Source organism: Mycobacterium sp. NGS66, from assembly GCF_059812225.1.
In genome coordinates this window covers 14,972-37,238 of sequence record NZ_JCALCG010000017.1, presented here as the reverse complement: position 1 = coordinate 37,238, position 22,267 = coordinate 14,972, and the positions used below count along the sequence as shown (strand labels likewise).

25 protein-coding genes and 4 pseudogenes are annotated in these 22,267 nt (G+C 64.3%); 15 read left to right on the top strand and 14 right to left on the bottom strand.

Annotated elements, in window-relative coordinates; all coding sequences use genetic code 11:
• Positions 1-498: 498 nt before the first annotated feature.
• Positions 499-774 (bottom strand): PIN domain-containing protein, encoded by a 276-nt coding sequence (locus tag AC5Y2L_RS24815; RefSeq protein WP_499944937.1) that lies wholly within the window; start codon positions 772-774, stop codon positions 499-501.
• The gene (locus AC5Y2L_RS24810) at positions 746-1,060 is read right to left on the bottom strand and encodes a hypothetical protein (protein ID WP_499944935.1); all 315 of its coding nucleotides are present in this window, start codon (positions 1,058-1,060) and stop codon (positions 746-748) included. The genes AC5Y2L_RS24815 and AC5Y2L_RS24810 overlap by 29 nt, the downstream gene beginning before the upstream one ends.
• A gap of 223 nt (positions 1,061-1,283) precedes the next feature.
• On the opposite strand from AC5Y2L_RS24810, the gene AC5Y2L_RS24805 reads away from it, so the two are divergent.
• Both AC5Y2L_RS24805 and AC5Y2L_RS24800 read left to right on the top strand, forming a co-directional pair.
• Positions 1,284-1,619, top strand: a complete 336-nt coding sequence (locus AC5Y2L_RS24805; protein ID WP_499944934.1) for a hypothetical protein — start codon at positions 1,284-1,286, stop codon at positions 1,617-1,619.
• Between the two features lie 130 nt (positions 1,620-1,749).
• Entirely contained in the window at positions 1,750-2,172 is a 423-nt protein-coding gene (locus tag AC5Y2L_RS24800) for a DUF4189 domain-containing protein (protein WP_499944929.1), read from the top strand.
• A 144-nt stretch (positions 2,173-2,316) separates the two neighbouring features.
• Here the strand turns inward: AC5Y2L_RS24800 and AC5Y2L_RS24795 are convergent, their stop codons facing one another.
• Positions 2,317-2,514 (bottom strand): hypothetical protein, encoded by a 198-nt coding sequence (locus tag AC5Y2L_RS24795; protein WP_499944927.1) that lies wholly within the window; start codon positions 2,512-2,514, stop codon positions 2,317-2,319.
• Entirely contained in the window at positions 2,505-3,065 is a 561-nt protein-coding gene (locus AC5Y2L_RS24790; protein ID WP_499944923.1) for a hypothetical protein, read from the bottom strand. Before AC5Y2L_RS24790 ends, AC5Y2L_RS24795 begins: the two co-directional genes overlap by 10 nt.
• Before the next feature lie 205 nt (positions 3,066-3,270).
• On the opposite strand from AC5Y2L_RS24790, the gene AC5Y2L_RS24785 reads away from it, so the two are divergent.
• The 4 genes from AC5Y2L_RS24785 to AC5Y2L_RS24770 all read left to right on the top strand — a co-directional run bounded on the left by AC5Y2L_RS24785 (position 3,271) and on the right by AC5Y2L_RS24770 (position 6,049).
• Positions 3,271-4,113 (top strand): PPE family protein, SVP subgroup, encoded by an 843-nt coding sequence (locus tag AC5Y2L_RS24785; RefSeq protein ID WP_499944921.1) that lies wholly within the window; start codon positions 3,271-3,273, stop codon positions 4,111-4,113.
• A 66-nt stretch (positions 4,114-4,179) separates the two neighbouring features.
• Entirely contained in the window at positions 4,180-5,346 is a 1,167-nt protein-coding gene (locus AC5Y2L_RS24780; protein WP_499944919.1) for a PPE family protein, read from the top strand.
• Between the two features lie 71 nt (positions 5,347-5,417).
• On the top strand, positions 5,418-5,714 hold the full coding sequence (locus tag AC5Y2L_RS24775; RefSeq protein WP_067375057.1) for a WXG100 family type VII secretion target: 297 nt from the start codon (positions 5,418-5,420) through the stop codon (positions 5,712-5,714).
• A 50-nt stretch (positions 5,715-5,764) separates the two neighbouring features.
• Entirely contained in the window at positions 5,765-6,049 is a 285-nt protein-coding gene (locus AC5Y2L_RS24770) for a WXG100 family type VII secretion target (protein WP_067375055.1), read from the top strand.
• Positions 6,050-6,530: 481 nt separating this feature from the next.
• Here AC5Y2L_RS24770 and AC5Y2L_RS24765 read toward each other — a convergent pair whose 3' ends face one another.
• The 6 genes from AC5Y2L_RS24765 to AC5Y2L_RS24740 form a co-directional block, all read right to left on the bottom strand.
• Positions 6,531-7,163, bottom strand: a complete 633-nt coding sequence (locus AC5Y2L_RS24765) for a DUF5134 domain-containing protein (RefSeq protein ID WP_499944916.1) — start codon at positions 7,161-7,163, stop codon at positions 6,531-6,533.
• A 74-nt stretch (positions 7,164-7,237) separates the two neighbouring features.
• On the bottom strand, positions 7,238-9,538 hold the full coding sequence (locus AC5Y2L_RS24760; RefSeq protein WP_499945128.1) for a copper-translocating P-type ATPase: 2,301 nt from the start codon (positions 9,536-9,538) through the stop codon (positions 7,238-7,240).
• Positions 9,539-9,597: 59 nt separating this feature from the next.
• Positions 9,598-9,888 carry a DUF1490 family protein gene (locus AC5Y2L_RS24755; protein WP_499944914.1) on the bottom strand — a complete coding sequence of 97 codons (291 nt, stop codon included), beginning with the start codon at positions 9,886-9,888 and terminating at the stop codon, positions 9,598-9,600.
• Between the two features lie 192 nt (positions 9,889-10,080).
• Complete coding sequence (gene csoR, locus AC5Y2L_RS24750) at positions 10,081-10,434, bottom strand: copper-sensing transcriptional repressor CsoR (protein ID WP_499945127.1); 354 nt, start codon at positions 10,432-10,434, stop codon at positions 10,081-10,083.
• A gap of 129 nt (positions 10,435-10,563) precedes the next feature.
• Positions 10,564-11,514 (bottom strand): M56 family metallopeptidase, encoded by a 951-nt coding sequence (locus tag AC5Y2L_RS24745; protein ID WP_499944913.1) that lies wholly within the window; start codon positions 11,512-11,514, stop codon positions 10,564-10,566.
• Positions 11,514-11,837, bottom strand: a complete 324-nt coding sequence (locus AC5Y2L_RS24740) for a cation transporter (RefSeq protein ID WP_499944911.1) — start codon at positions 11,835-11,837, stop codon at positions 11,514-11,516. Before AC5Y2L_RS24740 ends, AC5Y2L_RS24745 begins: the two co-directional genes overlap by 1 nt.
• 317 nt (positions 11,838-12,154) lie before the next feature.
• Here AC5Y2L_RS24740 and AC5Y2L_RS24735 point away from each other — a divergent pair, with 317 nt between their 5' ends.
• The 3 genes and pseudogenes from AC5Y2L_RS24735 to AC5Y2L_RS24725 form a co-directional block, all read left to right on the top strand.
• A complete protein-coding gene (locus AC5Y2L_RS24735) occupies positions 12,155-12,595 on the top strand; it encodes a heavy metal-responsive transcriptional regulator (protein WP_499944909.1) in 441 nt (146 codons plus the stop codon).
• Between the two features lie 831 nt (positions 12,596-13,426).
• Positions 13,427-13,729 (top strand): DUF1416 domain-containing protein, encoded by a 303-nt coding sequence (locus AC5Y2L_RS24730; RefSeq protein ID WP_499944907.1) that lies wholly within the window; start codon positions 13,427-13,429, stop codon positions 13,727-13,729.
• A gap of 66 nt (positions 13,730-13,795) precedes the next feature.
• Positions 13,796-14,038, top strand: a pseudogene (locus AC5Y2L_RS24725) (transposase); the annotation flags it as partial.
• 584 nt (positions 14,039-14,622) lie between these two features.
• Here the strand turns inward: AC5Y2L_RS24725 and AC5Y2L_RS24720 are convergent.
• Positions 14,623-15,636 (bottom strand): DUF732 domain-containing protein, encoded by a 1,014-nt coding sequence (locus tag AC5Y2L_RS24720; RefSeq protein WP_499944906.1) that lies wholly within the window; start codon positions 15,634-15,636, stop codon positions 14,623-14,625.
• 1,032 nt (positions 15,637-16,668) lie between these two features.
• Here AC5Y2L_RS24720 and AC5Y2L_RS24715 point away from each other — a divergent pair.
• The 4 genes and pseudogenes from AC5Y2L_RS24715 to AC5Y2L_RS24700 all read left to right on the top strand — a co-directional run bounded on the left by AC5Y2L_RS24715 (position 16,669) and on the right by AC5Y2L_RS24700 (position 19,714).
• The gene (locus AC5Y2L_RS24715) at positions 16,669-17,820 is read left to right on the top strand and encodes a uroporphyrinogen-III synthase (protein ID WP_499944904.1); all 1,152 of its coding nucleotides are present in this window, start codon (positions 16,669-16,671) and stop codon (positions 17,818-17,820) included.
• Positions 17,811-18,478 (top strand): annotated as a pseudogene (locus AC5Y2L_RS24710) (sirohydrochlorin chelatase); the annotation flags it as partial. The gene AC5Y2L_RS24715 and the pseudogene AC5Y2L_RS24710, both read left to right, overlap by 10 nt.
• Before the next feature lie 595 nt (positions 18,479-19,073).
• Entirely contained in the window at positions 19,074-19,496 is a 423-nt protein-coding gene (locus tag AC5Y2L_RS24705; RefSeq protein ID WP_499944902.1) for a PadR family transcriptional regulator, read from the top strand.
• Entirely contained in the window at positions 19,493-19,714 is a 222-nt protein-coding gene (locus AC5Y2L_RS24700; RefSeq protein ID WP_499944900.1) for a hypothetical protein, read from the top strand. Before AC5Y2L_RS24705 ends, AC5Y2L_RS24700 begins: the two co-directional genes overlap by 4 nt.
• Positions 19,715-19,897: 183 nt before the next feature.
• On the opposite strand, the gene AC5Y2L_RS24695 is transcribed toward AC5Y2L_RS24700, so the two are convergent.
• Together AC5Y2L_RS24695 and AC5Y2L_RS24690 are read right to left on the bottom strand one after the other, a co-directional pair.
• Positions 19,898-20,029 carry a hypothetical protein gene (locus tag AC5Y2L_RS24695; RefSeq protein WP_499944897.1) on the bottom strand — a complete coding sequence of 44 codons (132 nt, stop codon included), beginning with the start codon at positions 20,027-20,029 and terminating at the stop codon, positions 19,898-19,900.
• A gap of 299 nt (positions 20,030-20,328) precedes the next feature.
• Positions 20,329-20,505 carry a hypothetical protein gene (locus tag AC5Y2L_RS24690; protein WP_499944893.1) on the bottom strand — a complete coding sequence of 59 codons (177 nt, stop codon included), beginning with the start codon at positions 20,503-20,505 and terminating at the stop codon, positions 20,329-20,331.
• Between the two features lie 344 nt (positions 20,506-20,849).
• Between AC5Y2L_RS24690 and AC5Y2L_RS24685 the strand changes: the two are divergent.
• Together AC5Y2L_RS24685 and AC5Y2L_RS24680 are read left to right on the top strand one after the other, a co-directional pair.
• Positions 20,850-20,990 (top strand): annotated as a pseudogene (locus AC5Y2L_RS24685) (nitrite reductase (NAD(P)H) small subunit); the annotation flags it as partial.
• Positions 20,962-21,131, top strand: a pseudogene (locus AC5Y2L_RS24680) (uroporphyrinogen-III synthase); the annotation flags it as partial. The pseudogenes AC5Y2L_RS24685 and AC5Y2L_RS24680, both read left to right, overlap by 29 nt.
• Positions 21,132-21,136: 5 nt before the next feature.
• Here AC5Y2L_RS24680 and AC5Y2L_RS24675 read toward each other — a convergent pair.
• Positions 21,137-21,877, bottom strand: a complete 741-nt coding sequence (locus AC5Y2L_RS24675; protein ID WP_499944889.1) for an anti-sigma factor family protein — start codon at positions 21,875-21,877, stop codon at positions 21,137-21,139.
• Positions 21,878-22,267: the final 390 nt, after the last annotated feature.

Genomic DNA, 22,267 nt, shown 5'->3' with positions numbered 1-22,267 from the left:
CCCGGGCTGGGCGCTGCTCAAGTGGGTGCACGTTTCAACGTGGTGATACTGGGTTGAATCCGTGATGCTTGAAGGATCTCGGTCGAGTTGTGACTCAGGGTCCGCGTATTTCTCATCGGCAGGGATGAGCGCATACAAACCGTTTCGGGCTGCAGCGCTCCGAGTCTCGGTGCCCACGGCAGTGACATAGCGTTGTGAAGTTGTCATCGATTCGTGCCCGAGCAGCTTCATCAGGGCCTACACGCTGACGTCGGAGCCGGCGAGTTCCCGCAACGTGCGTTGACGTGTCAAATTCCGCGAATAGCTTGAAGGCAAATGGCCCCCTTTGATCAACCCCTCACTCAATCACTGAATCACGATGGTCACGAACTGCTTTCGTCGCTGTGACCGTTGGTTGCGTCCCGCTACAGCGTGTCTCCGACTCTTATCGTGATGCCGATTTCGGAGGGCGCGGGCTGCCAGCTTCTGGTCAAACGTGGCGATCGACGCGCCATGGCGCTAAGCCGTGGAGAGAACACAACAGTCAGGCATCTTCAGGTTTGTCGCCGCACGGAGCTCGCCCAGACGCAGCGCTTCGGGAAGCTCCAATTCCTCGATGCGTAATTGCTCGAGGAGCTCGTTGAGGCGCTGCGGCATACCCAAACGAGCTGCGCCGGTAGGAAACTCGACCAAAGTGATCACGCTGGCCGCGAACGAGTCCGCCAAATGAGCGGTCAGCAGTGCGGTCGCCTGAACGTGGCGCACGTCAGCGGGCTCGAAGTGCCCGAGCAACACGCTGGCATCCAACAGAATCACTCTGGCCAATCTTCTCGTAAATCAGCCAGATAGCCGGCCCGAAGACTCCGGCCAACGCGCCGCTGGTGACCTCAATCGCTTGGCGGCGGGCCTTCTCCGTGGTGCCGATATCGTGAACGAGACTATTGCGGTCGGTCAGAATCAGCCGGCGCAGCAACGCGCCCGGCTTGTCAGCAAGGTGCGGCCATATCCGTCGCGCCACCGAAAGCGCGGTGCTGGTCTCATCGGTCTCGGTGATGGCAGAGCGCCGGTGCGTCGTCGGCATACCCGAAGAGTGCCACTCATCTCTTACGGTGTGACACCTTCGCGGGTGGAGGGTCGCCGAGCAGTTGCCGGTGCGACCCCGATTCCGCGAACTCCACACAGCGCTCAGAATCGGGTGCCGAAATTGCGACGCCCATTTTAGGACTTTAGTCCCTACCTCGCCCGGGTTATTGTGGACTTTAGTCCTCTACCCCCGTAGGGTATAGGCGGTGTAACATTCCAGGATGACGCAAACACCAGAATCCGCCGAACCGCCCACGGCGGCAAGGCAGCCCGAGTATTCGGATCGATCTGAGCGGGCGGGTCGGCTCGATCAACTGCTGGCCGTGGTGGGCATCACCGCCGGTGCCGTATTCGTTGTGGCCGTGATCTTTTTCTCGGGGTTCTGGTTGGGCCGGGCCTCAGAGGGCGGCTACCGGATTCCCGGCGGCGAGCGTGTCGGTATTTGCCCGATGATGGGATCCGGCGCAGACATGGGACCCGGCACCATGGGCCCGGGAGGATCCATCGGCCCCCGACCAACGCCTAGCCCAACACCGCAGCCGACGCCGCACCCGTAGCCCCGGTGCACCTTGCAGGACGCGCCAAAACCGGCGGCGCCTGGTCAATTTGCCTTCGGTGCAATCAAATTCGGACGCCATATCAGACTCAGAGCGCTGCGTTTACAGGCCTTAGAAAGGGGTTAGGAAGATGATGAAAAAACGCTGGCATCGAATCGCGCTGGCAGGCGCGAGCCTAGGCGGTACGGCGGGAATGATGATCCTGTCGCTGCCACTGATTCCGCAGGTAGGCGCCCACATGCCTCCTGAGATGGGACCGGTAATCCCTCATTACACGTACTTCGCCGCGATCGCCTACTCCCCTACCGGCGCGTCCGGTACATCGGAAGGAGGTTACGCGACGCAGACACTGGCCAACCAAGTCGCGTTGGAACGATGCGGCCAACAGGACTGCAGAGTGATCATTAGCTTCAAGAAGTGCGGTGCGGTCGCTTATAACGGCTCGACTTACCAGGGAGGAAGCGGCTTCACACGTGCAGAGGCAGAAGCTGACGCCTTGAACAGGCTGGGCGGCGGGAAGATCGTGAAGTTGCTGTGCATTGTAGGTTCGTAAGGCTTGGTCGTGCTTGCTTGGTCGTGCTTGGTGCAAGCTGACGGCGTCGTCGCCGACGATTGATGCGCTGTCGTCAACAGCGCACGGGGGCACCTCCCGCAATGCTGGCGACGACATCCACGGTTGATAGTCGCCTCGTTAAGTTCAACCATCACGCTCACGACGAGCCGTCGCATGTGAGTGAACTGCTCCGGCATTGCTGAAGACCCCATCGCGTTTTGCGGATGTGGCGGTGATGCGGGCGGCGATCGAAAACAGGCGTAGCTGTAAACGTTCGGGTTCCCAGCGCCGTGCGGGGACATCGTGCAGGACGATCATTTGCAGCCAGGAGGTCAGTTCCATCGGCCACTGGATAGGGGCGCATCAGATCCGTTCTGGTCGAACTTGTGCAGGGGAGATTGGCCAGTCCGGATGTCTCTGGCGGCGTGGAGAGTCTTCGCAGCGGCCCGTGGTCGGTGTCGTAGTTCCAGGTCAGGCAACTGGCCGAGGGTGGCGTTGGTGACCAGGGCGGTCAGCCGGAACCCGTTGTGATTGGTGAACCGCAGCTTTGCACCGGTGTGGTCGGGTCGGGCGGGCATGGTCCGGATCCCGGGCGGCCAGCTCGACCGATCGCACAGGCCGCTGACCTCGGCGACCCATGCCACCTCACGGATCTGCTTGTCGGCGTCGTAGGTCGGGTCCAGGCCGTCGCGGGGATCAGATCCATTCGCGGTGGCCGTGGTTTCGGTCAGACGGAATCCCAGCGAGGACGAGATCGGCGGGCATGCAGGTAGTCGAGGAATTCGTGAGTGGCCCGGCGCCGTCGGTGTGTACCAGGACTTTCTTTTCCGCTCGATACCGTGCTGGCCTGACCGAGGACCGTGGTGGGTAGGCAGCGGTGTTGGCCCCAGCATTACCGGGGAGTAACTGGTAGAAGGTTGTTAAAACTGCAAGCTTCCTCGTTAACAAGCCGTAAACGTCTGTCACCCTAGCCCTTTCGATCGGGAATGTGGAGTCAGGGGTCGTTAGCCTTACGCCAACGCACAGGGGCCGTTACGCGAACACACAGGGCCGATTCACCGCCTGGGATAGACACTTTCGAACAACGAGGAGTAATAGATGTCGTTTCTGACAGCACTTCCTGAAGAGTTGCTCGCCGCACAGGCGCTGTTGGAGGGAATTACCAGTAACCTGACCGCGCAGAATTTGGGTGCTGCGGCCCCGACGACGACCATCCTGCCTGCAGCTGCCGACCCGGTATCAGCCCAGCAGGCGGCGATCTTCGCGGCTTACGGGACCCAATACCAGACGATTGCCGCCGAAGCTCAGACCCTTCAAGAGCAGTACGTGAGCACCCTGGGCACCAGCTCGACCACCTACAGCACCACCGAAGCCGCCAACGCGGCGCAAGCGGCGGCTACCCCTAGCGGGAATATCATTGACATAATTTCCGGGCTCCTGGGCGGTCCCTCCGGAAGCCTCAATGGCAACCCGTTCAGTCTGTCCAGCAACCTGGCGAACTACTTCAATATCGGTGGCGGCAACTGGGCGTCCGCGGGGTCAGACCTGCTGGGTCTTGGCGGTCTGCTGAATGCACCTGCTGAGGCCGACGCTGCCGCAGCAGCGGACCTGGCCGGTGCGACCGCGCCCGCGAGTGGGGCCGCGCCCGCCGGTGGCATGGGCGGCATGGGCGCGATGCCGGTGGCGGCGGTGGGTCAGGCCACCATGGTGGGCAACAGGTTGTCGGTTCCGCCCAGTTGGGCCGGGACGGTCACGTCGGCGACCAGTCCTGCGACCGCTCTGCAGACTGTCGGCTGGACCGCCGCTGCGCCACAGGCCGGCGCCGGGGCGATCGTTCCGGGCATGCCCGGAATGGTGACCGGCGCGCGTAGCAGCGCCGGGTTCGGTGCCCCGCGTTACGGCGTCAAGCCCATCGTCATGCCCAAGCCGACAGCCGTTTGAGAATCGGCGTCAACCGTCTGCAGATAGTCGACAACTAGCCAGTCAATAGAAACGGGATACAGAACAATGGTGTTGGATTTCGCAGCTATACCGCCTGAAATCACCTCAGCGCTCATGTACGCCGGTGCGGGTGCAGGACCGCTCATGGCCGCCGCGACGGCTTGGCACAACCTGGCCGCCGAGCTGACCACCACTGCGACCCAGTGGGAATCGATCATCACGGCACTGACGACCGAGCAGTGGACGGGAGCCGGGTCGGCAGCGGCGGGCGCCGCCGCGCAGCCCATCGTGAGTTGGCTGACTACCACGGCGGCGGCCGCCGAGCAGGCGGGCGTCCAGGCCACCGCATCGGCGGCGGCGTACGAAGCGGGGTTCGCGGCTACGGTGCCCCCGCCGGTGATCGCCGCAAACCGGACTTTGCTCGCAACCCTGGTCGCGACGAACTTCCTGGGGATCAATACGCCGGCGATCATGGCAACCGAGGCCCACTACGCCGAAATGTGGGTCCAAGACGCCACGATGATGTACACCTACCAGGCCGCCTCACTGGCGGCGGGGGTTCTTCAACCGGTGACGCCGATGGCACCGGCCACGAACCCGGCCGGCCCGGGCCTGCAAGCGGCATCGGTCGCCCAGGCCAGCGCGTCTACGCCTGCGCAGGCGTTGACGAACGCGGTGTCGGCGGTTTCCCCGGCGGCGAGTCTTGCTAGCCCTACCGATCTCATCACGTCGCTTGACGGCTTAATCGGAACCCCGTTCATCTTCAACGGCGTCAACGGCGTCGTGAACACCGGGGCTTGGTTCACTATGAACGCCATCCCGAACGCGGCGTTGATGGGTAAAACTCTTGGCGTCGTGCCGGGTTTCACGCCCGCCGCGCTCACGGACTCTGTTGCACCCGCCGTGGGTGCGGCTGAGGTGGAAGGGGCCATGGTGAGCTCGGTGATGCCGACCGGCGGCTTGGGCGCAGCGGCCTCGGCCAGCCTGGGCCAGGCGGGTTCGGTCGGTGGATTGTCGGTGCCGGCCGGCTGGTCGAGCGCCGCGCCGGCCACCACCGTCGGCGCGACGGTTGCCGAAGGCAGCGGCTGGACCGCGGCCGCCGAGGAGGCCGCACCGATTGCCGCAATGCCCGGCGGGCCGGGAATGGTGGCCGGCGCCAAGGGTGCCGGTGCCTACGCCGGGCCGCGATATGGCTTCAAGCCGATCGTCATGCCCAAACAGGTCGTCGTCTGATTCGGAAAGCTGCCATCCGTTTGAGACCGCCGGGACAACATTCCGCAATTTCGAGATAAGGAGAAATTCATATGGCAACGCGTTTTATGACCGACCCGCACGCGATGCGGGCGATGGCGGGGCGTTTCGAGACCCACGCCCAGACAGTTGAGGACGAGGCCCGCCGGATGTGGGCGTCCTCGCAGAACATCTCGGGTGCGGGCTGGAGCGGTGCCGCCGAGGCCACCTCCTACGACACCATGGGTCAGATGAACACCGCCTTCCGCAACATCGTGAACATGCTGCACGGTGTGCGCGACGGTTTGATCCGCGACGCCAACAACTACGAGCAGCAAGAGCAGGCGTCGCAGCAGATCCTCAGCAGCTAGCGGTAAAAGCCGAAGCTGCCTACCTTTTCCGACGTTAGGAGAACACCGAGATGACGATTAACTACCAGTTCGGCGATGTGGATGCCCACGGCGCCTTGATCCGTGCCCAGGCTGCCTCGCTGGAAGCCGAGCACCAGGCCATCGTCCGCGATGTGCTGGCTGCCGGTGACTTCTGGGGCGGTGCCGGTTCGGTGGCCTGCCAGGAGTTCATCACCCAGTTGGGACGCAACTTCCAGGTGATTTACGAGCAGGCCAACGCCCACGGCCAAAAGGTCCAGGCGGCCGGTAGCAACATGGCCAGCACGGACAGCGCCGTCGGGTCCAGCTGGGCCTAGCCTCGTGTTTTCACCGTGATTCGGGTTGATTGAGCGGCGTTCACGAAGAATGGTGCTCTGAACTGTGAGGACTGAAGTCAATGTCGCCGCGGTTCAAGGAGCACCAATGTGTGAGGAGGCCTGTGTCGCCCTACCGGCTCCGGGTGAGCTGAGGCCACGGGATCGGTGTCGTGTCGCAGCTGGGCACGTTCGCGGTGGCACGTACCGCCCAGGCCACTGGCCTCATCGGTGCCCGGTCGGCAGCGTTGGCGCCGCGGCGCAAACAGTGGACCATCCATGATCCGGGCAAGAATTCATGTGCCGATCACGACCCATCTGCGGTGGGCATGACTGCGCTGATGCAGTCGGCAGTTCGGTGGGCTTGCAGTGATGGTCGGGGCGGTGGCTGCCGGGTTAGCAACGGTAGCACCTTGTGGGCGGTAGTCGCTTGATGGCCTAGATGTGGCGGCACTCAACGTGAGGGTCCCGCCCCGCTGCGAGCTCAGATCCGAAATAGCGTGCTGAGGAACAGCAAAGTCATACCAATAGCCATCCCCGCCTGACTTAGGTTACCCAGCGACCTAAAGCGCGACGGTTCATGGTGGCGTTTGATGAAGTACCAGTATGTCCAGAAAACCGCTGCAACGGCGAAGCCGACGGTCCCGAGCCAGCTCACCGCGCTGAACCATACGGGCGACCCGCTGCTTGCCGGCATGTCCATGTCCGGCATGTCCATGCCCGGCATAGACATAGCCGGCTGAGCGGCGCCGTGGCTGCTCGATCGGAACGCAAACAACTGAGCGTTCATGATGGCATACATCCAGCCCGTTGCCAGCATCATCACAGCGTGGTACCCGTACCGTACTCGTAGGGCGGTTGTTCGGGCCACCACGACGGCCATCGTCACGAACGTCAAGGCCGCCAGCAGGAAAAACGCTGCGGGTCCAGTCGTTGGCACCTGTGCACCCCAGGGCCATGCCATCACCACCATCGCCACCGCCATGACGAAGTGCAGCCCGTGGCTGACGACCCAGGTCCACGGTCGGCGCTTGGCGACGATTGCTGCGACACATTCCGCGGCGGTCAGTGAGAACAGTCCGGTGACCACCCAACGAAGCACCAGGTCATGAATCATCCAGGCTCAACCGCTTCGATCGGGGCGAGTCGTGAAGTTGCTATGCGCTTCGCCACCGGTGTTTTCGGGCCCAGTCATGCGTCGCGGCCGAAGCGGCGTAGCCGCAGCGAATTGGTCACCACGCTGACCGAGGAGAATCCCATCGCCGCACCCGCCACGACCGGGTTCAGTAATCCGAAGGCGGCCAAAGGGATGGCGGCTGTGTTGTAGCCGAAGGCCCAGCCGAGATTTTGGTAGATCGTGCGCAGGGTCTTTCGCGAGAGCCCGATCGCACGCACGACACCGTCGAGTTGGTCAGACATCAGTGTGATGTCGGAGGCCTCGATGGCCACGTCGGTGCCGGTGCCGATGGCAATGCCCAGATCGGCTTGTACTAGGGCGGGGGCGTCGTTGACGCCATCGCCAACCATGGCGACCACCCGGCCCTCGTTTTGGAGTCGTCGAACCTCGGTGACCTTGTCTTGCGGCAACACCTCGGCCAGCACGCGGTCGATGCCAACCTGGTTGGCGATGGCGTTGGCCGTGCGGGCGTTGTCGCCGGTGATCATGGCGACCTGCAGCCCCATGGCGTGCAGCTGACGGACCACATCAACCGCGTCGTCTTTGATCGTGTCGGCCACCGCGACGACACCCACTACGTGGTCTTCGCGGCCGACGAACACCGCGGTGCGGCCCTGCTGCTCGAGTTCCGCGGCGGCAGTAGCGAGGTGCTCAGACAGTCGCAAATCGTGCTCGTCTACCAGCTCGCGCCGCCCGACCAGCACCGGCAGGCCGTCGATCCTGGCCCGCACCCCATGCCCCGCGACGTTGGCGAACGCCGTAGCGGGTGGAATCGGCAACCCGTGCTCGCGCGCAGCGGCGACGATCGCCGCACCGATGGGGTGTTCGGAGCCCGACTCGACCGCAGCGGCGATCCGCAGCACCACATTAGGCTGGCGGCGCTTGCCAGCAACCACATCGGTCACCCGCATCTGGGCGCGCGTGAGGGTGCCGGTCTTGTCGAACACCACCGTGTCGATCTTCTTCGAGGCTTCCAGCACCTCGCCGCCCTTGACCAGGATCCCCAGGTCCGCACCGCGGCCGGTGCCGACCATGATCGCCGTCGGGGTGGCCAATCCCAGCGCACACGGGCAGGCAATGATCAGCACCGCGACCGCCGCGGTCATCCCGCCAATCGGGTCGCCGGCGATCAACGTCCATCCCGCAAACGTTGCGACGGCAACGCCAATGACGGCCGGGACAAACACCGCCGAGACCCGGTCGGCCAGCCGCTGCACCGGGGCCTTGCCGCCCTGTGCCTGTTCGACCAGTCGCACAATCTGGGCTAGCGCGGTATCGGCCCCGACGGCGGTGGCTCGCACGGTCAACATGCCATCGGTGTTGACCGTTGCCCCCGCAACGTGGTCACCCACCGATTTCTCGACCGGGACCGACTCGCCGGTGAGCATCGACTCGTCGACGGCGGCGCGCCCGTCGACGACCTCACCGTCGACCGGGATCTTCTCCCCCGGCCGCACCCGCACAAGGTCTCCGACTTGGACCTGATCGACCGGAACGAGCAGCTCCGCGCCGTCCACTAGCAGTGTGGCTTCCTTGGCGCCCATTTCCAGCAGCTTGCTGATCGCCTCACGCGCCTTGCCGTGGGCTCGGGCCTCGAAATAGCGGCCCAGCACCACGAACGCGATGATCAGCGCCGAGGTGTCGAAGAACAGCACCCCACCGGCAAACAACTGATAGGTGGAGTAGACAAACGCGGTCAAGGTGCCCAGCGCGATCAGCGTGTCCATGTTGGAAGTCAATGCTCGCGCCTGCTGCAGTGCCCCCTTCAGGAATGGCCACCCGGCCACGAATTGCACGGGCACCGTCGCGGCGAAAGCTAGCCACCCCGCCCACGGGTAGGCGCCGAACAACATCGTCGACCCCATGGCCAGCAGCCCCAGCGGAAAGGCCAACCACACCCTGCGGAGCCATTTGCGCCGCTCGCGCCTACTATGCTGGTCCGGCGATAACTCGCTCCCGGTGACCGGCCCAGACCCGCGGCCCCCGCAATTCGCGGCGTCCGGTGGACCGTCTTCCTGACGACGGCGCAAGCCCAGAAACGCAAGCCCGATCCCGCTGGCGATCCTTCGCACCACTCCGATGTCAGCCGAGTGCGGGGCACGCGCGGGCACCGATTCGGCAGGGATGTGCTCGGCTTCGGCGATTGCTGAGAGCACCGTAGCGGTGTCACAGTTGTCGGGCGAATACCAGATCACCACTGATGCGGTTCGCGGATACGCTTGCACGGCTTGCACGCCGGTCACTTGGGAGACGGTCTCCTCGATCGCGACCGCCCGAACCGCGTCCACACCAAACCCGCTGACGTGCACGCGCATCCGCCCCGACGCGTCGGATACAACTTTCAGCGCGACGTCGCCGTCCAGGACACCGGTGGTCATTTGTCGTCGCCCGAGTCCACCACCGTCAGCGGTGCAGCGTCCTGCCCGGCGCGCTCTTTCGCCTCGGCCACCACGTCGGCAACCGTCAGCCGAGCCTGCTCAGCACTCGCCCCGGCTTTACGCCCGGCCTCGCGGCCCACGCGGATTCCCCAGGCGGTAGTAATGACCGCGGCTTTCCGCAAGGGAGCCTTCCCCACCGCCTTGCGCAGTCCTTCGTACGCCGCAACCCCCACCACGCCGGTCATCACGGTGGGCGCCGCCTTCGCCATCAATCCATGCAAAACCATCTCGAACCACTCCCTTTCATATCGTTGCCCCGCCGAGCGGTAGCCGTACCTTCGGTGACGCTGCTCTCTCCCACGCCCTTAAGCCGTTACCGGCTCGCTTCTAGCGGCGGCGAAGTTCATATGAGCTTCTGCCACACACCACGCATGACCCGCACTCCATGCCTGCACCGCGAAGACGAGATCTGGTGATCGTCATGCCCGGCCACCTGCGGTCGCTGGTTCCTTACCGGTGGGTTCGCCGACCACGGCACCGCCCAGCTGTGCCTGCGGGCCGGTCAATGCGGGCGTGAACTTGACGGCATCAATGAGCTCGTCAATGGCCGCTTGCCCGCGGCCATCCAGGACTGCCGTGGAAAAGCAGGTCTCCAAGTGGTTGTGCAGCATCACCCGGTTGGCTCGCTCCAGCGAGGACTGAACTGCCGAGATCTGCTTCATCACGTCCACGCAGTAGGCGTCGGACTCCAGCATCCGAATGATCCCGTCGAGATGGCCCCGAACCGTTTTCAGCCGGTTCAGGGACGCTTGCTTCTTCGCCGTCAATTCCATGTCCTTGCTCACAATTCGCACCCCCACCGGGCCTATTCATCATATCCCACCCCACCTGGGGTGGGTCCCACATTTCACTACGCACGCCACAACCGCGTATGAGCGTTCGGCCTAGTAAAGCTCGACCCCTCACTGGTAGCACCACATGGCACCGGCCACAGTCAGGGCTACCGAGATCAGCGGCCCCCCCATGATGAAAAGCGTTGTGGCGGTGAGCAACAGCCCTACGGACCACTGATCTCGGGCCGCACCCGGCGCGGCCAAATGTTCGGCGCGGTCGAGCACATCGACGCCGGCTGCCCCGACAGCGCCAACCGGTGTCATCGCACCCGTGGACAGCGCGAGCAACGCGTCCAGCAGTGTCTGTGAGCCATAGCGGCGTGCCGCCGCATCATCGGCGGACATCTCTAACAACCGAGCAATCTCTCGGGCGCCCGTGCCGAACAGCGCCACCTGGGGAACGGCCGCCGCCAACGCGCGCGCGAACGCGAGGACATGGTGATGGCGCCCGGTCAAATGGGCGCGCTCATGCGCCAGCACCGCATGAAGGTGGCGATCGGTGAGCGCGTCAAGCGCCGCGCTGGTCACGACGATGGTGTCCGGGCGCCCGGCCACGCAGTAAGCGGCCCGCTCGGGAGCATCCACCACGACCGCGTCCACGCCATCGATTCGGCGGCCGATTACGCGGGCTCTCTCGGCATGCCCAAGGCTGCGCTGGCGTGCGCGCCACAGCGAGCTACCCAACCGCCAACCCAGGACACCCAGTGCGCTGGCTGCGAGGCCGGCCAGCGCCACAATCCCGGCCTGCACCACTGACCCGAACCCGCTATCCAAGAGCTGGCGCAGTTCCGCGAAACACGCGGTGGCGAGCTGGCCCGGCCGATGCCGATGCCGGGCCAGTGCCCCGATCAGGAAGCCCGCCGCGACCAACCATGACCCGACAACGCTGATCATCGCCGCCAGCCACGCAACCACTCCCAGCCGCGGCCAGGTGCCCGCGCGGGTCAACCGCCGCAGTACCCCCGGTGAGAACACCACCACCGCCAAGCTGTACACCAGCAGACACAACGCGACACTCATCACGCCGTCCTTTCCTGGCGCTCGAAGCGCAATAGGCCCAGAGAATTGGTGACTACGCTGACTGAGGAAAAGCCGGCCGCCACGCCGGCATCCCGCGGTGTCACCCGATAGCCGACTTGCTCGGCCGCGGCGCGCAGCGCATCGGGTTCGGCGGCCTGCCCGACAAGCACGACGGGGGTGGTCTCCGTCGCGTAGTTGACCGTCGCGGATTCGACACCGGGCTGCATGCTCAGGATCCGCTGAACGCGCGTCGCGCACGACCCGCAGACCATCCCGGCCACCGCAAAATCGAGGGTCACCGGTGAGGGGGTGGTTCGCGTCATGGTGTCAGCCATTTACAGCGACCGCGTAACCCTGGTTCTCGATCGCGGCCACTGACGCGTCGTGACCGATTAGGGCCTCATCGACGTCCACGCTGACGCGCCTGCCCGGTATGTCGACAACCGCAGAGCGCACACCACAGGGGTGAGAACGCGCTCGATCGTCCTTGCTTCCCGCGCAAGAGATTTCGGGTTCCGACGACCGCGATGCTCACCGCGGTTAGCTCCGATGCCGGTCCCCTTGGCTCAGCGCTACGGCCACCACCTGACACCAATCCAGTGTTATCCTTCCAGTGCACCGGAAGGTCAAGGAGGACCGCATGCAAATCGGCGAGCTGGCGAAACTCGCCAACACCAGCGCCAAAACCATCCGCTTCTACGAGGATTCGGGGCTGCTCCCGCCCCCTGCACGCACTCCGTCCGGGTATCGCGACTATGGACCGGAGATAGTGGAACGGCTGCGGTTCATCCATCGGGGCCAAGCGGCCGGGCTGACCTTGCAGAAGGTACGCCAAGTCCTCGCAATCCATGATCGCGGCGAGGTGCCATGCGAACATGTCCGGCAGGTCCTGAACACCCGCCTTGCCCAGGTCCGCGCGCAGATCGCCGAACTCGTTGCCCTCGAAGGCCACCTACAGACCCTGCTTGACCGCGCGTCGCGCGGCGCACCCACCGAACACGACCATTCGACGGTCTGCTGGATTTTGGAAGGCGACCTCGATGCGCCGGCGGATGTCGAACTCACCCAATCCCGCGGCTAACACTGCAGCGAAAGCAGTTGACTTCGACGGCTATTCGACTACGGTCGCGGCGTGCGTGACGTGCTAGGAGCCGATGTCGACGGTGGTTGACCGGGCACCTTCTTACCCGTACCGGGTATGTCCCTCCCAGGACTCATCCCACCGTACTGGACCCGCCCATCTCGCAGCGCCTCATGTTCGGTCCGCTGGACTCATGCGTCGACCAGGCCATGAATCCCGCCAAAAGACCGCCGCCACGATGAAGACAACCCCGCCAAGCAATGCCAACCGTTGCCGCAACTTGATTACGGCGGCCGGGCCGCTTTGAGCCCACCCTTCCAAGACTGGGGTCGGTAGCCGTAGCGGTAGATTCACTTGAAGCTCCAGGTGGTTGAGTGATGCGCATCCGGGAACTCGGTGCGCTACCAAACCCCAATTGCCCGATAAGGTATCGTCTAGGTACCTACGTAGTAGGTCAATAGCTAAGTGGCGCTGGCCGTGATCATCGGCCACGCAAGTCTGTAGCGTTTGACAAGTCGATGAGGCATTGCTATGCGAGCCAGTGGCCGACGTCCTCGCCGCCGTGCCCAATGGTCGCCCCATGAAGCGACGACCGCGGCTGCTCGGGCGATTGCAGGCGCATGAGTTTCCCTGCTCCCACGGTCAAACCGGCATTGTCAGTATGCGATTTCGCGTCTACTATCTACGTACACACACAGTAGTTAGGTAGGTTCTCGGCAAACGTGATTGCAACTGCGCGAGCCATCCGGGCGGCAGAATGTTCAGTACCACGACGGGTTTGGCCGAATACGCCTCCGTGATGGGGTCCAGATTTGAGTTGGGAAGGCGATTATGGCTGCACTGAGGAGATGGATCACTCTGCCCGCCGGTGTTGACATCGAGAAGGAGACGGTGATCAGAGGCCGGGTCCTCGACGAAGCCGGAGAGCCGGTAGGCGGCGCGTTCGTGCGGCTGCTGGACGCGTCGGACGAGTTCACCGGCGAGGTCGTCTCATCGGCCACCGGTGACTTCCGGTTCTTTGCTGCGCCGGGATCGTGGACGCTGCGTGCGTTCTCCCCCGTCGGACGCGGTGACGCCGTGATCACCCCGGCGCGGCCAGGCATTCACGAGGTGGACGTCAAAATCGTCGCCTGATGCGGCTCCCCGGAAGCGGTGGATGGCTGAGATGACAGGGGGTCGTGGTCGTTGGAAAATAACGGTGTGCGCCGAAGACGGCGATCGTTTACTCCCCAGTTCAGGTTCGACGCCGCACATCGCGTCATCGATGCCAAGGAGCGAGTCGCCGATGTCGCCCGCGAGCTGAATCTGCATCAAAGCGTGCTACAGACTTGGGTGCGTGATGAGCGGTGGCGGATGGCCGAGGCCGGAGCTGGCGGTCGGCCGGACCTTGTTGGCGGCCAACCGCTTTCGGCTAATGAGCGTGCGGAGTTGAGCCGACTCCGCGCGCAAGTGGCTGAGCAGGCGCAAACCATCGCAGTGCTGAAAAACGCCTCGGCGTATATTGCGGCGCAGCTGCACTGTCCGGAGTTTCGTGCGCACTATCTTTCGTGGGAAAAATGCCACGATGCCCGGCAAGTACGATCAGAACATCAGGGGCAAGCCGGTCCAGCTGGTCGGTGATAGGGCCGATGACTATGCCCCGCAGTACGCGATGATCGCGCACGATAAGACGTAGACGCTGCCCAGCTCGGTGCGCCACTTCAGCAGTGAAGCTGTCGAGGTCCGCCAAGCGGACTCTGACCATTCGCCACTTGTGTCGGGCCTGAGCGTCTTCGACCAGGCAGGGACGGAAGCCCAGTCGTTTCATCAGCAATTTGTGAGTTGACGAACAGCGTCAATCTGGCTTGGCGTGCACGGCCCGCGCCCGAGACCTGCAGCGGATCGGCCCGGTCCAATTGGGCGTGGCGCAGGGCGGGCACGAACTGCTGGCAGCGGTGCAGCGTGGCGCGCACCGGCGGTGAGTTCAGATCCACGTGGGTGGTGGATCACTGTCCGGGTTCGACCAGCCCACCGTGCAGTTCGCTGTCTCACGGTGCGAGCCTGACAAAGCCCGGCGGCATGCGGGGCGCCGGCGGTGACTCCACCGGACCGCCACCTCCGTTGCCACCACTTCCGCCACCGCCGCCGATCCCCCCACCGCCGGTGCCACCACTGCCACCACCACCGCCGGCAGCGCCCCCTGGTTGAGGAGCAGTAGCACGAGGCTCCAGCTGTTGCGGTGGCGGTGGCTCTTGCGGTGGCGGCGGCTCTCGCGGCGGCGGCGGGGATTGTTTTGGTGGCGGCGGTGCCGCGATTGGCTGCGGTGGCGTCAGGATGTGCGCCGTCGGTGGCGGTGGTGCCGAAGTCTGCGGGGGGTTGGGCAAGTCGGGATCTCCCTTGGGAAACGCTCCGAATAGGGAAGCGGGCACTGTGCCAGGCGCGTCACGGGTCGACCGGTCGTCCCGGTAGCGGCCCGCCACGAAAACGTCGCCGTCCATCAAGTGTGGCAACAGCACCACACCGTTGCCCGGCAGTTCCTGCCGACCCGCCGGCATGTTGATCATGTCCAACCACGGTGGCGGCTCACCAAGATCGCTTCCTGAGAAGACCGTGTTGTGTGTGTACGCGGCGACCCGGTGCGTCGGTTCATTCGATCCCGGCACGGGATTAGCCATAGTGATGATGGAAGCTATCTTTGGTTGATCGTACGGGCAGTAGGCCTCCACTGCCGCAGTGATGAATCGGGTGAGGGTGCGCGTGAGGCGCTCGGGGGCGTACTGGCGCTCGGGCGGGTCGACGTTGAACGCATTGTTCCTCATCGAGTCCAGTAGGTCGTCCACCGGCATGCCGCCATCGAGTTTGCGACAAACTTTATGGGCTGTGGCGATGAGGCTTGGCACGTTGCGGCGGGCGGGGATCTGTTTTTTAACGAGCAGCGCCAGAAACTGGTCGTCCTGGTCCGGGTCGGCCGCTGCTGGGCCGAGGCCCAGAATTTCGGTGCCGGTTAGCATCACAATTGCGGTAACCAGGGCGCCGGCGTGGCGCGTGATGCCGGCGAACATGGCAGGGGTTCCATTCTATTGGGCCATCTGCTGACGGCTTTTGGATGCTGATCTACGCCACTCCTCCCAACAGGAAATATGTACTGCCTACTATAGTACTTAGTAGGTACGGACGTAGCAAGTGTTGCTAGAGGCCAAGCGTGGTTGCAGGCATCGCGACCGAGATCTCCCACTGCGAACCGCGCAGCATTGGCGGGTGTTGATCCGGCTGACCGAACCGCCGGGGGTGAGTCCGTGGCCGGGTTACCCACGACCTTGTTGCGGGGCAGCCTTTGCCGGCATGCCGTTATGTGAGCGCAGGGTGCTAAAGACGGTGTCATCGTCTGCCGACGCCATCTCGGCAATCACGTTTGTCGGTGATCGGGCCGATGGTGTCCCTAGACACACGGCCCGGTGGGGTTGCGGCGGGTGGTTGTCAGCTAGACCTTGGTTTGGCTGGGCGGGATCAGCGTCGTGAATCTCGATACCTCCCTGGCGATGCTGCCATCGACCCAGTGGCGGTGATCGTCATGGTGTCGGCGCGGCCGTAGCCTAAAGCGACCGCAGGCTTCCACGTCGCATTGTCGGGCGTCATGATGCCCGCGATGCGGGTGCCCTATTTGTTGAACATCGCAGCGCGGCGTTAGTGGGCGGACAGGACCGCACGCGTCCGCAGCCGAGCTCACCACGGCTGCTCCCGACGCTCCGATCAACACGAGCACCGCACCCAGTAGGGTTGCGGCCACACGTCGGCGCGTGTGCAAAGGTCCCCACATCCTCGAAAATCACTAACTGCCTTTCGATTTCGCGCATTGATACAGCGAAAGCTGTGCGGTGACATGTACGACTAGGCCGACGGCCGTATTGGATGTTCCTGCCGTCCTATATCGGCTTCGCGACCTTGACCTGGATGCTGTATATACGCCGGCGCGTCGCGGTCGGAAGCGCGCCACAGTCCGTGCCTCAAACCGAGCCCGCCACCGTCGAGCAAGGGCAATGCATCAGCAATTGTGTGGTAACGCGGCCGAAACGCCCCGGGCATACACAGGTCATATGGCCCAAGGAGAATACGCGCCGCTGTCCGGCTACCGGGTAGCTGTCACCTCATTTCGGCGTGCCGAGGAATTGTGCGCGCTGCTGAGCCGACAGGGCGCCGAGGTCTGCAGCGCGCCCGCGATGAACATGATCGCGCTGCCCGACGACGACGAACTGTACAGCCGCACTGAGGCTTTGATCGCCGAGCCGCCCGACATTCTGGTCGTGCACACGGGCATCGGTTTCCGCGGCTGGCTGGCCGCGGCCGAGGGTTGGGGGCTGGCCACTCAACTGATCGCGGCGTTGTCGAAGGCGCGGATCGTGTCACGTGGGCCCAAGAGCACGAATGCGGTGCGCGTCGCCGGCCTGGGCGAGGAGTGGTGTCCTGAGTCCGAATCCTCACGGGAAATGCTGAAATATTTGCTCGAGGCGGGCGTGTCCGGGCTGCGCGTCGCCATCCAGCTGCACGGCGCCGCCGACTCCTGGGACCCGTTCCCGGAATTTGTCAGCGGTCTGCGTTTCGCGGGCGCCGAAGTGGTGCCCATCCGGGTGTACCGATGGAAGCCGACACCATTGGGCGGTGATTTGGATCAGCTGATCACCAGGATCGCACGACGGCAATTCGATGCAGTCACCTTCACGTCGGCGCCCGCGGCGGCGGCGGTGCTGGAACGTAGTCGCGAGTTGAGCATCGAGGACCAGGTGGTGGAGGCCCTCCGCACCGACGTGCACGCGATGTGCGTCGGGCCGGTGACTTCCAAACCGCTGATCCGCAAAGGCATCCCGACGTCAGCGCCCGAACGAATGCGGTTGGGCGCCTTGGCCCGGCACATCGCCGAGGAGCTACCGCTGCTGGGATCGCGCACCGTGAAGGTCGCTGGTCACACGGTCGAAATCCGCGGCAGCTGCGTGGTGTTGGACGGTTCGATCAAGCTGCTATCGCCGTCTGGCATGTCGGCGCTACGCGCGCTGGCGCAACGACCGGGCGATGTCGTCGCGCGTAACGACATCTTACGGGTGCTGCCCGGCAACAGCAACGACCCGCACGCCGTCGACACGGCCATGCTTCGACTGCGAACGGCCTTGGGCGACAAGAAGATAATCGCAACGGTGGTCAAGCGCGGTTACCGGCTCGCCATCGACGACCCGCCGAGCACCTCATGGACCTGATCCTGGCCGCACATGGCACCCGCAGGCCCGGCGGTGCCGCCATGATCGGATACCTTGCCGCGTAGGTGAGCGCGCTTCTCGACCGCCGGGTCCAGGTCGCGTTCGTCGACGTGTTGGGCCCCACACCCAGCGAGATGCTCGCGCAGGCGGCGCCCGGCGGCCGCCCCGCCGTCGTGGTCCCGGCGTTCCTGTCGCGCGGATATCACGTGCGCACCGACCTGTCCGTCCACGTCGCGGACAGCGGGCACCCGAATGTCATCGTCGCCCCCGCCCTGGGACCGAGCGGGGAGATCGCGCGCGTGGTCGCCGACCAGCTGGCGAAATCCGATTGGCGGCTGGGCAATTCCGTGATTCTCGCGGCGGCGGGCACCACTGACCCCAGAGCGCGCGCCGATTTGCACATAACCGCGACGACGCTGTCCGCGCTGGTTGGCTCGCGGGTGCGGCTGGGATTCGCGGCCAGCGGCGACCCGTCCGTGGATGAGGCAGTCGGCTACGCGCGCCGCGACTGCGCACGCCGCGTTGCGGTCGCCTCGTATTTACTAGCCGACGGACTGTTTCAAGAACGACTGGGCGCCTGCGGCGCCGACCTGACAAGCCAACGCTGGGAAACCATCCCGGACTGGCTCTGCTGATCGCGAACCGATTCCGCAGGGCCGCACCGGGGCTCGTGCCCCCGACAACGCGACACGCATCGCGCCGGCCCAGCCTGCGGCGAGCACAGGGACCCCACGCACTGCCCAACTCCCAGGCGGACATTGCCCAGCTGCCCAGGCCACAAGGCTTGTCCTCGCCGGGGGCCGCTGATCCCGCCGTCTCACTGCAGTCGGCATCATGTGGCACTGCCCGGGAGCCGTCTAAAGGCGAACGGCGGCCGAGCACGCGTATCTGCGTAACACGAAGTTGCAACACCGGATCGGGGACAACCGCACCCATCCCGAACGCCGCCGATCGCCGCCCTCACGCGACAGGGTCCGCCTCAGGGCACCATTTTCGGAAAACTGATTCTCGACAAGCAGATGGCCCCAGAGCCAAATCGTTTGCGCTGCAACGCCGCCTGGCTTTCACCATCTGGTTCAAGCGGTGCGGCCATTACCCAGCCGCGACGATGTCGTTGGTCGTGACATTTGTAGCCCGCTGGAATGACGGGATGATCCAACGCAGGTCGAGCTGGCGCTCCCGATCGGCAAGAGGCCGTTGATCGACCCGAATGATTGTTGACTTACCTATGTAAGTTACATACCATTTTAGTTGTGACTGCCCGCCAGCCGCGATGCCGGTGTCGCGTCGGCCCTGCCAGCTTCGAGGTACGCGCGAAAGTCGAGCGTTTCGCTGAACCCGCCGTGCTGTTGTTGTTGGCGGAACGGCCGAGCCACGGCTACGAAGTCGCGGAATCGCTGGAAGGCCTGCTCAAGGAAGGCAGGGTCGACTTCGGCAACCTATACCGGCTCTTGCGTTCGCTTGAGGCCGAAGGCCTCGTCAGCTCATCGTGGAACGACGACGTCGCAGGGCCGCTCAAGCGCACATATGAGCTCACGGGCGAGGGCGCTGGCTTGCTCGGCGCCTGGGCTGCGTCGCTGCGGGATCGAGTGGAGCGGATCGATGCAGTGCTGCAGCGTTACGACGCGATCGCCAAGCGGATCGAGGAGATCCAGAAAGGAGAGCAACAACCATGACAACAATCCAGCGAGGCGATGCCCAGCACTGGCTGGGTGATCGCAGGTCCGGCTGCTGCGGAGGATCGAAACGCCAGGGCGGCATTGATTGCGGCGTCGAGGACACGGCGGCGGTCAGACGCCAGGCACTCGAAGCGCATCAGCGCGACCTGGAGCAGGAACTCGCGGACGTCGCCGAGCAACTTCGTGATCTATCCGCCGACGAGCCCAGCGAGTGATGCCAGGTTGCAGAAGACCAGCGCGCCTACATCACTTTGAATGACGGACGATGAGAAGTGTCACCACCTCGGTGAAAGGGGTGAGCCGCTCTCCTGCGGTCGGCTCTTGGAACGCAGGCTGCGGCCCCGCACTACGCACCTGCGTCGCGTTGAGAGCGTGAGGATTACGGCACAGGTCATGAGTCAGGGTTGCGGGCTCGGCTGCTCGTCGGCGGCGGCCCCCAATGCAGCGACTCCTCCCCACAGTTTCCGCAACTCCTCGCGCAGGTCGGCGATCTGGCGATCCAACTGGGCGTCCCGCTGAGAGGTGCCCATCACGCGGCAGCCACCATGCCGCATCCTCCGGATGCCGAAAAGCAAACCGCCGTCGCCGCACAAAATCGCGACGAGCGCGGCGTCGAAACGTGGATAACCGCCGACCTACTAAGCTACTAAGTAGTAGCGTATGTTGCTGTCGATCCCTCGAACCGCCCTGCGAGAAAAAGGTAAGCACCTATGACAGACTCCGCCTCCTCTACCCCGAGCACTAGCAGCCCGACTTGGACTCGCTGGCTCTACCCAGCCCTTGCCGCCACCGGCATCTTGACCGGCCTGTTCATCATCGCCGCCGGCCTCTATCTCCTCATCGCACAGCCAGGTTGTTGGGGCTCCATGAAGGGCGATTGTTGCGCCTCCATGAAGGCAGACATGGAAAGAATGACGAACGACATGAAGAAGGGTATGTCCAACATGCCCATGCCCTCTATGACGAACATGCCCTCCATGTCGCCAATGCCGTCGATGCCGGGCATGCCCTTGCCCACCCCCGGCCGGTGAATGTTCGGAGGTGCAATCGCGGGGGACAACCCACGGGCCGACGACCGACCGGCGTCGTTGCCAGGGCCACCATCTGCCGATCAAACGGCAGTGCCTGGTTTCTCAAACGAGAACTACTTTTACAACCAGCGTCGAATCGTGAACTCGCAGTTCGTGCTGTCTCATTTTTTGTCTAGCAACGCGTGTCTTGAATCCTCTCCGTGGTTCGGACCGCCACCACTCGGACGCTAGCGGGTAGCCAGGCTGAGGCAGCGAGGCAAGATGTCGATCGGCTGCTCGCAAGGGGATCCGCTGACGCACCAAACACGGCGACCGCCCCAACGAACCCACGGTCGCTTCGCCTTTCCTGAAACGTGTCTTCTCGGGTCGTGATGGACGCTGCCTTGATGACGAGTTGCGCTCGCTGACGGTCTACGAAATGCGGGTGACCGATGGAATCCTTGAAACCGCCCGCAACTAAACCATCGGCAGGATTTACCATCGGGGTGACGGCGGCACGCCGGTCCGAAGAACTTATTGCCCTGTTGGAGCCCGCGGCGCTACCGTTGTGCACGGCCCGGCGATCCGGATCCTCCCGCTCACCGACGACATCGAATTACGGCTAACCTAGACTGAGCGCTCCAGCATCACCTGGTCGTTGTCGGCCAAAACGACCCGCACTGCCGCGATCTGGTTGACCGGCATCGAGATGCTCCCGGTTGGCGTGGCGTTATGGCCCGGGATGGCCACCCAGGTCGCCAGTCGCGTTTGGCTACCGTCGCGACCGACCACAACCATCGCCACTGTGTCGTGGGGGGCATCCGGTGGAGCCAGGCACACGAAGTTGAGCGCGATGTATGTTCCCCACTGCTGGCTGCTCAGGGACACCGTCGAGGCCAGCAGTGTCGTGCCGACCTGGGCCATCGGCTGCGCGGACACGCTCGTCTGCGGCGGCGACGTCGGGGAATGTCCCTGAAAGCCAACCAACCCACCAAACCCCAGCACCGCGGCCGCGGCGGCCGTGGCCGCCCAGACCGTCAGGCGGGTACGACGACGGCGCCAGCGTACCCGTGTCAGCAACGACCGCAGCAACTCCGGCGCCATCTCCGCGGACCCGTGGTCGAACTTGTTGATCGCGTAGACGTCAGTGCGGTCGAGTTGCGACAACAGCCCCGGCATGCCGCTGAGTTCAGCGACGCCATCGCGGCACACCGGGCAATCGGCCATGTGGGACTCGAATTCGCGGCGATCCGTTGCGGATAGCGATCCCAAAACGTAAGCGGCATCCCACATCGCGTAGCGGTGGCTGTCATCTCTGGGCACACGCCGGTCACCTGGGATGCCGAATCCGCGTTGCGCTGACGTCATGACGGGCCCCCATCTGTTAACACCACACATATTCGGCGCCGACGACCGCACGAACGGGCCGTAGCGCGATCTGGGGAGCACGCCAATCGCCGAGGACCATCTGACATTCGGGCCCGATCGGCCACCGGGTGCGCCGTGTCACCGTCGTCGTGCCGTTCCCCCGGTGATCGAAAATTCATACTCCTTCGGTGATTTGGAGATCGGCGGCGATATGTGCCCCGATCCGACCCCGGTAGTCGCAGCGTTCGAGCACCACCGGATGTTTGACGCCGCGCCTCAAACAGCGTCTCCTTGACGACGTTTTCGGCACGGCCCGCATGACACGTCAACCGCACGCATCGCTCCGCACTACCGACGTGCTCGTTGGAGGGCGCCAACTGGCCCGTGGCT

Coding starts and splice junctions, on each gene's coding strand:
- AC5Y2L_RS24805 (WP_499944934.1), top strand. CDS start 1,284: ATGACGCAAACACCAGAATCCGCCGAACCGCCCACGGCGGCAAGGCAG.
- AC5Y2L_RS24700 (WP_499944900.1), top strand. CDS start 19,493: ATGACAACAATCCAGCGAGGCGATGCCCAGCACTGGCTGGGTGATCGC.
- AC5Y2L_RS24765 (WP_499944916.1), bottom strand. CDS start 7,163: ATGATTCATGACCTGGTGCTTCGTTGGGTGGTCACCGGACTGTTCTCA.
- AC5Y2L_RS24755 (WP_499944914.1), bottom strand. CDS start 9,888: ATGGTTTTGCATGGATTGATGGCGAAGGCGGCGCCCACCGTGATGACC.
- AC5Y2L_RS24760 (WP_499945128.1), bottom strand. CDS start 9,538: ATGCGCGTGCACGTCAGCGGGTTTGGTGTGGACGCGGTTCGGGCGGTC.
- AC5Y2L_RS24735 (WP_499944909.1), top strand. CDS start 12,155: ATGCAAATCGGCGAGCTGGCGAAACTCGCCAACACCAGCGCCAAAACC.
- AC5Y2L_RS24715 (WP_499944904.1), top strand. CDS start 16,669: ATGGCCCAAGGAGAATACGCGCCGCTGTCCGGCTACCGGGTAGCTGTC.
- AC5Y2L_RS24790 (WP_499944923.1), bottom strand. CDS start 3,065: ATGCTGGGGCCAACACCGCTGCCTACCCACCACGGTCCTCGGTCAGGC.
- AC5Y2L_RS24800 (WP_499944929.1), top strand. CDS start 1,750: ATGATGAAAAAACGCTGGCATCGAATCGCGCTGGCAGGCGCGAGCCTA.
- AC5Y2L_RS24675 (WP_499944889.1), bottom strand. CDS start 21,877: ATGACGTCAGCGCAACGCGGATTCGGCATCCCAGGTGACCGGCGTGTG.
- AC5Y2L_RS24770 (WP_067375055.1), top strand. CDS start 5,765: ATGACGATTAACTACCAGTTCGGCGATGTGGATGCCCACGGCGCCTTG.
- AC5Y2L_RS24690 (WP_499944893.1), bottom strand. CDS start 20,505: ATGCCCGGCATCGACGGCATTGGCGACATGGAGGGCATGTTCGTCATA.
- AC5Y2L_RS24775 (WP_067375057.1), top strand. CDS start 5,418: ATGGCAACGCGTTTTATGACCGACCCGCACGCGATGCGGGCGATGGCG.
- AC5Y2L_RS24695 (WP_499944897.1), bottom strand. CDS start 20,029: ATGGGCACCTCTCAGCGGGACGCCCAGTTGGATCGCCAGATCGCCGAC.
- AC5Y2L_RS24730 (WP_499944907.1), top strand. CDS start 13,427: ATGGCTGCACTGAGGAGATGGATCACTCTGCCCGCCGGTGTTGACATC.
- AC5Y2L_RS24740 (WP_499944911.1), bottom strand. CDS start 11,837: ATGACGCGAACCACCCCCTCACCGGTGACCCTCGATTTTGCGGTGGCC.
- AC5Y2L_RS24795 (WP_499944927.1), bottom strand. CDS start 2,514: ATGGAACTGACCTCCTGGCTGCAAATGATCGTCCTGCACGATGTCCCC.
- AC5Y2L_RS24780 (WP_499944919.1), top strand. CDS start 4,180: ATGGTGTTGGATTTCGCAGCTATACCGCCTGAAATCACCTCAGCGCTC.
- AC5Y2L_RS24785 (WP_499944921.1), top strand. CDS start 3,271: ATGTCGTTTCTGACAGCACTTCCTGAAGAGTTGCTCGCCGCACAGGCG.
- AC5Y2L_RS24745 (WP_499944913.1), bottom strand. CDS start 11,514: ATGAGTGTCGCGTTGTGTCTGCTGGTGTACAGCTTGGCGGTGGTGGTG.
- AC5Y2L_RS24810 (WP_499944935.1), bottom strand. CDS start 1,060: ATGCCGACGACGCACCGGCGCTCTGCCATCACCGAGACCGATGAGACC.
- AC5Y2L_RS24720 (WP_499944906.1), bottom strand. CDS start 15,636: ATGTTCGCCGGCATCACGCGCCACGCCGGCGCCCTGGTTACCGCAATT.
- csoR (WP_499945127.1), bottom strand. CDS start 10,434: ATGGAATTGACGGCGAAGAAGCAAGCGTCCCTGAACCGGCTGAAAACG.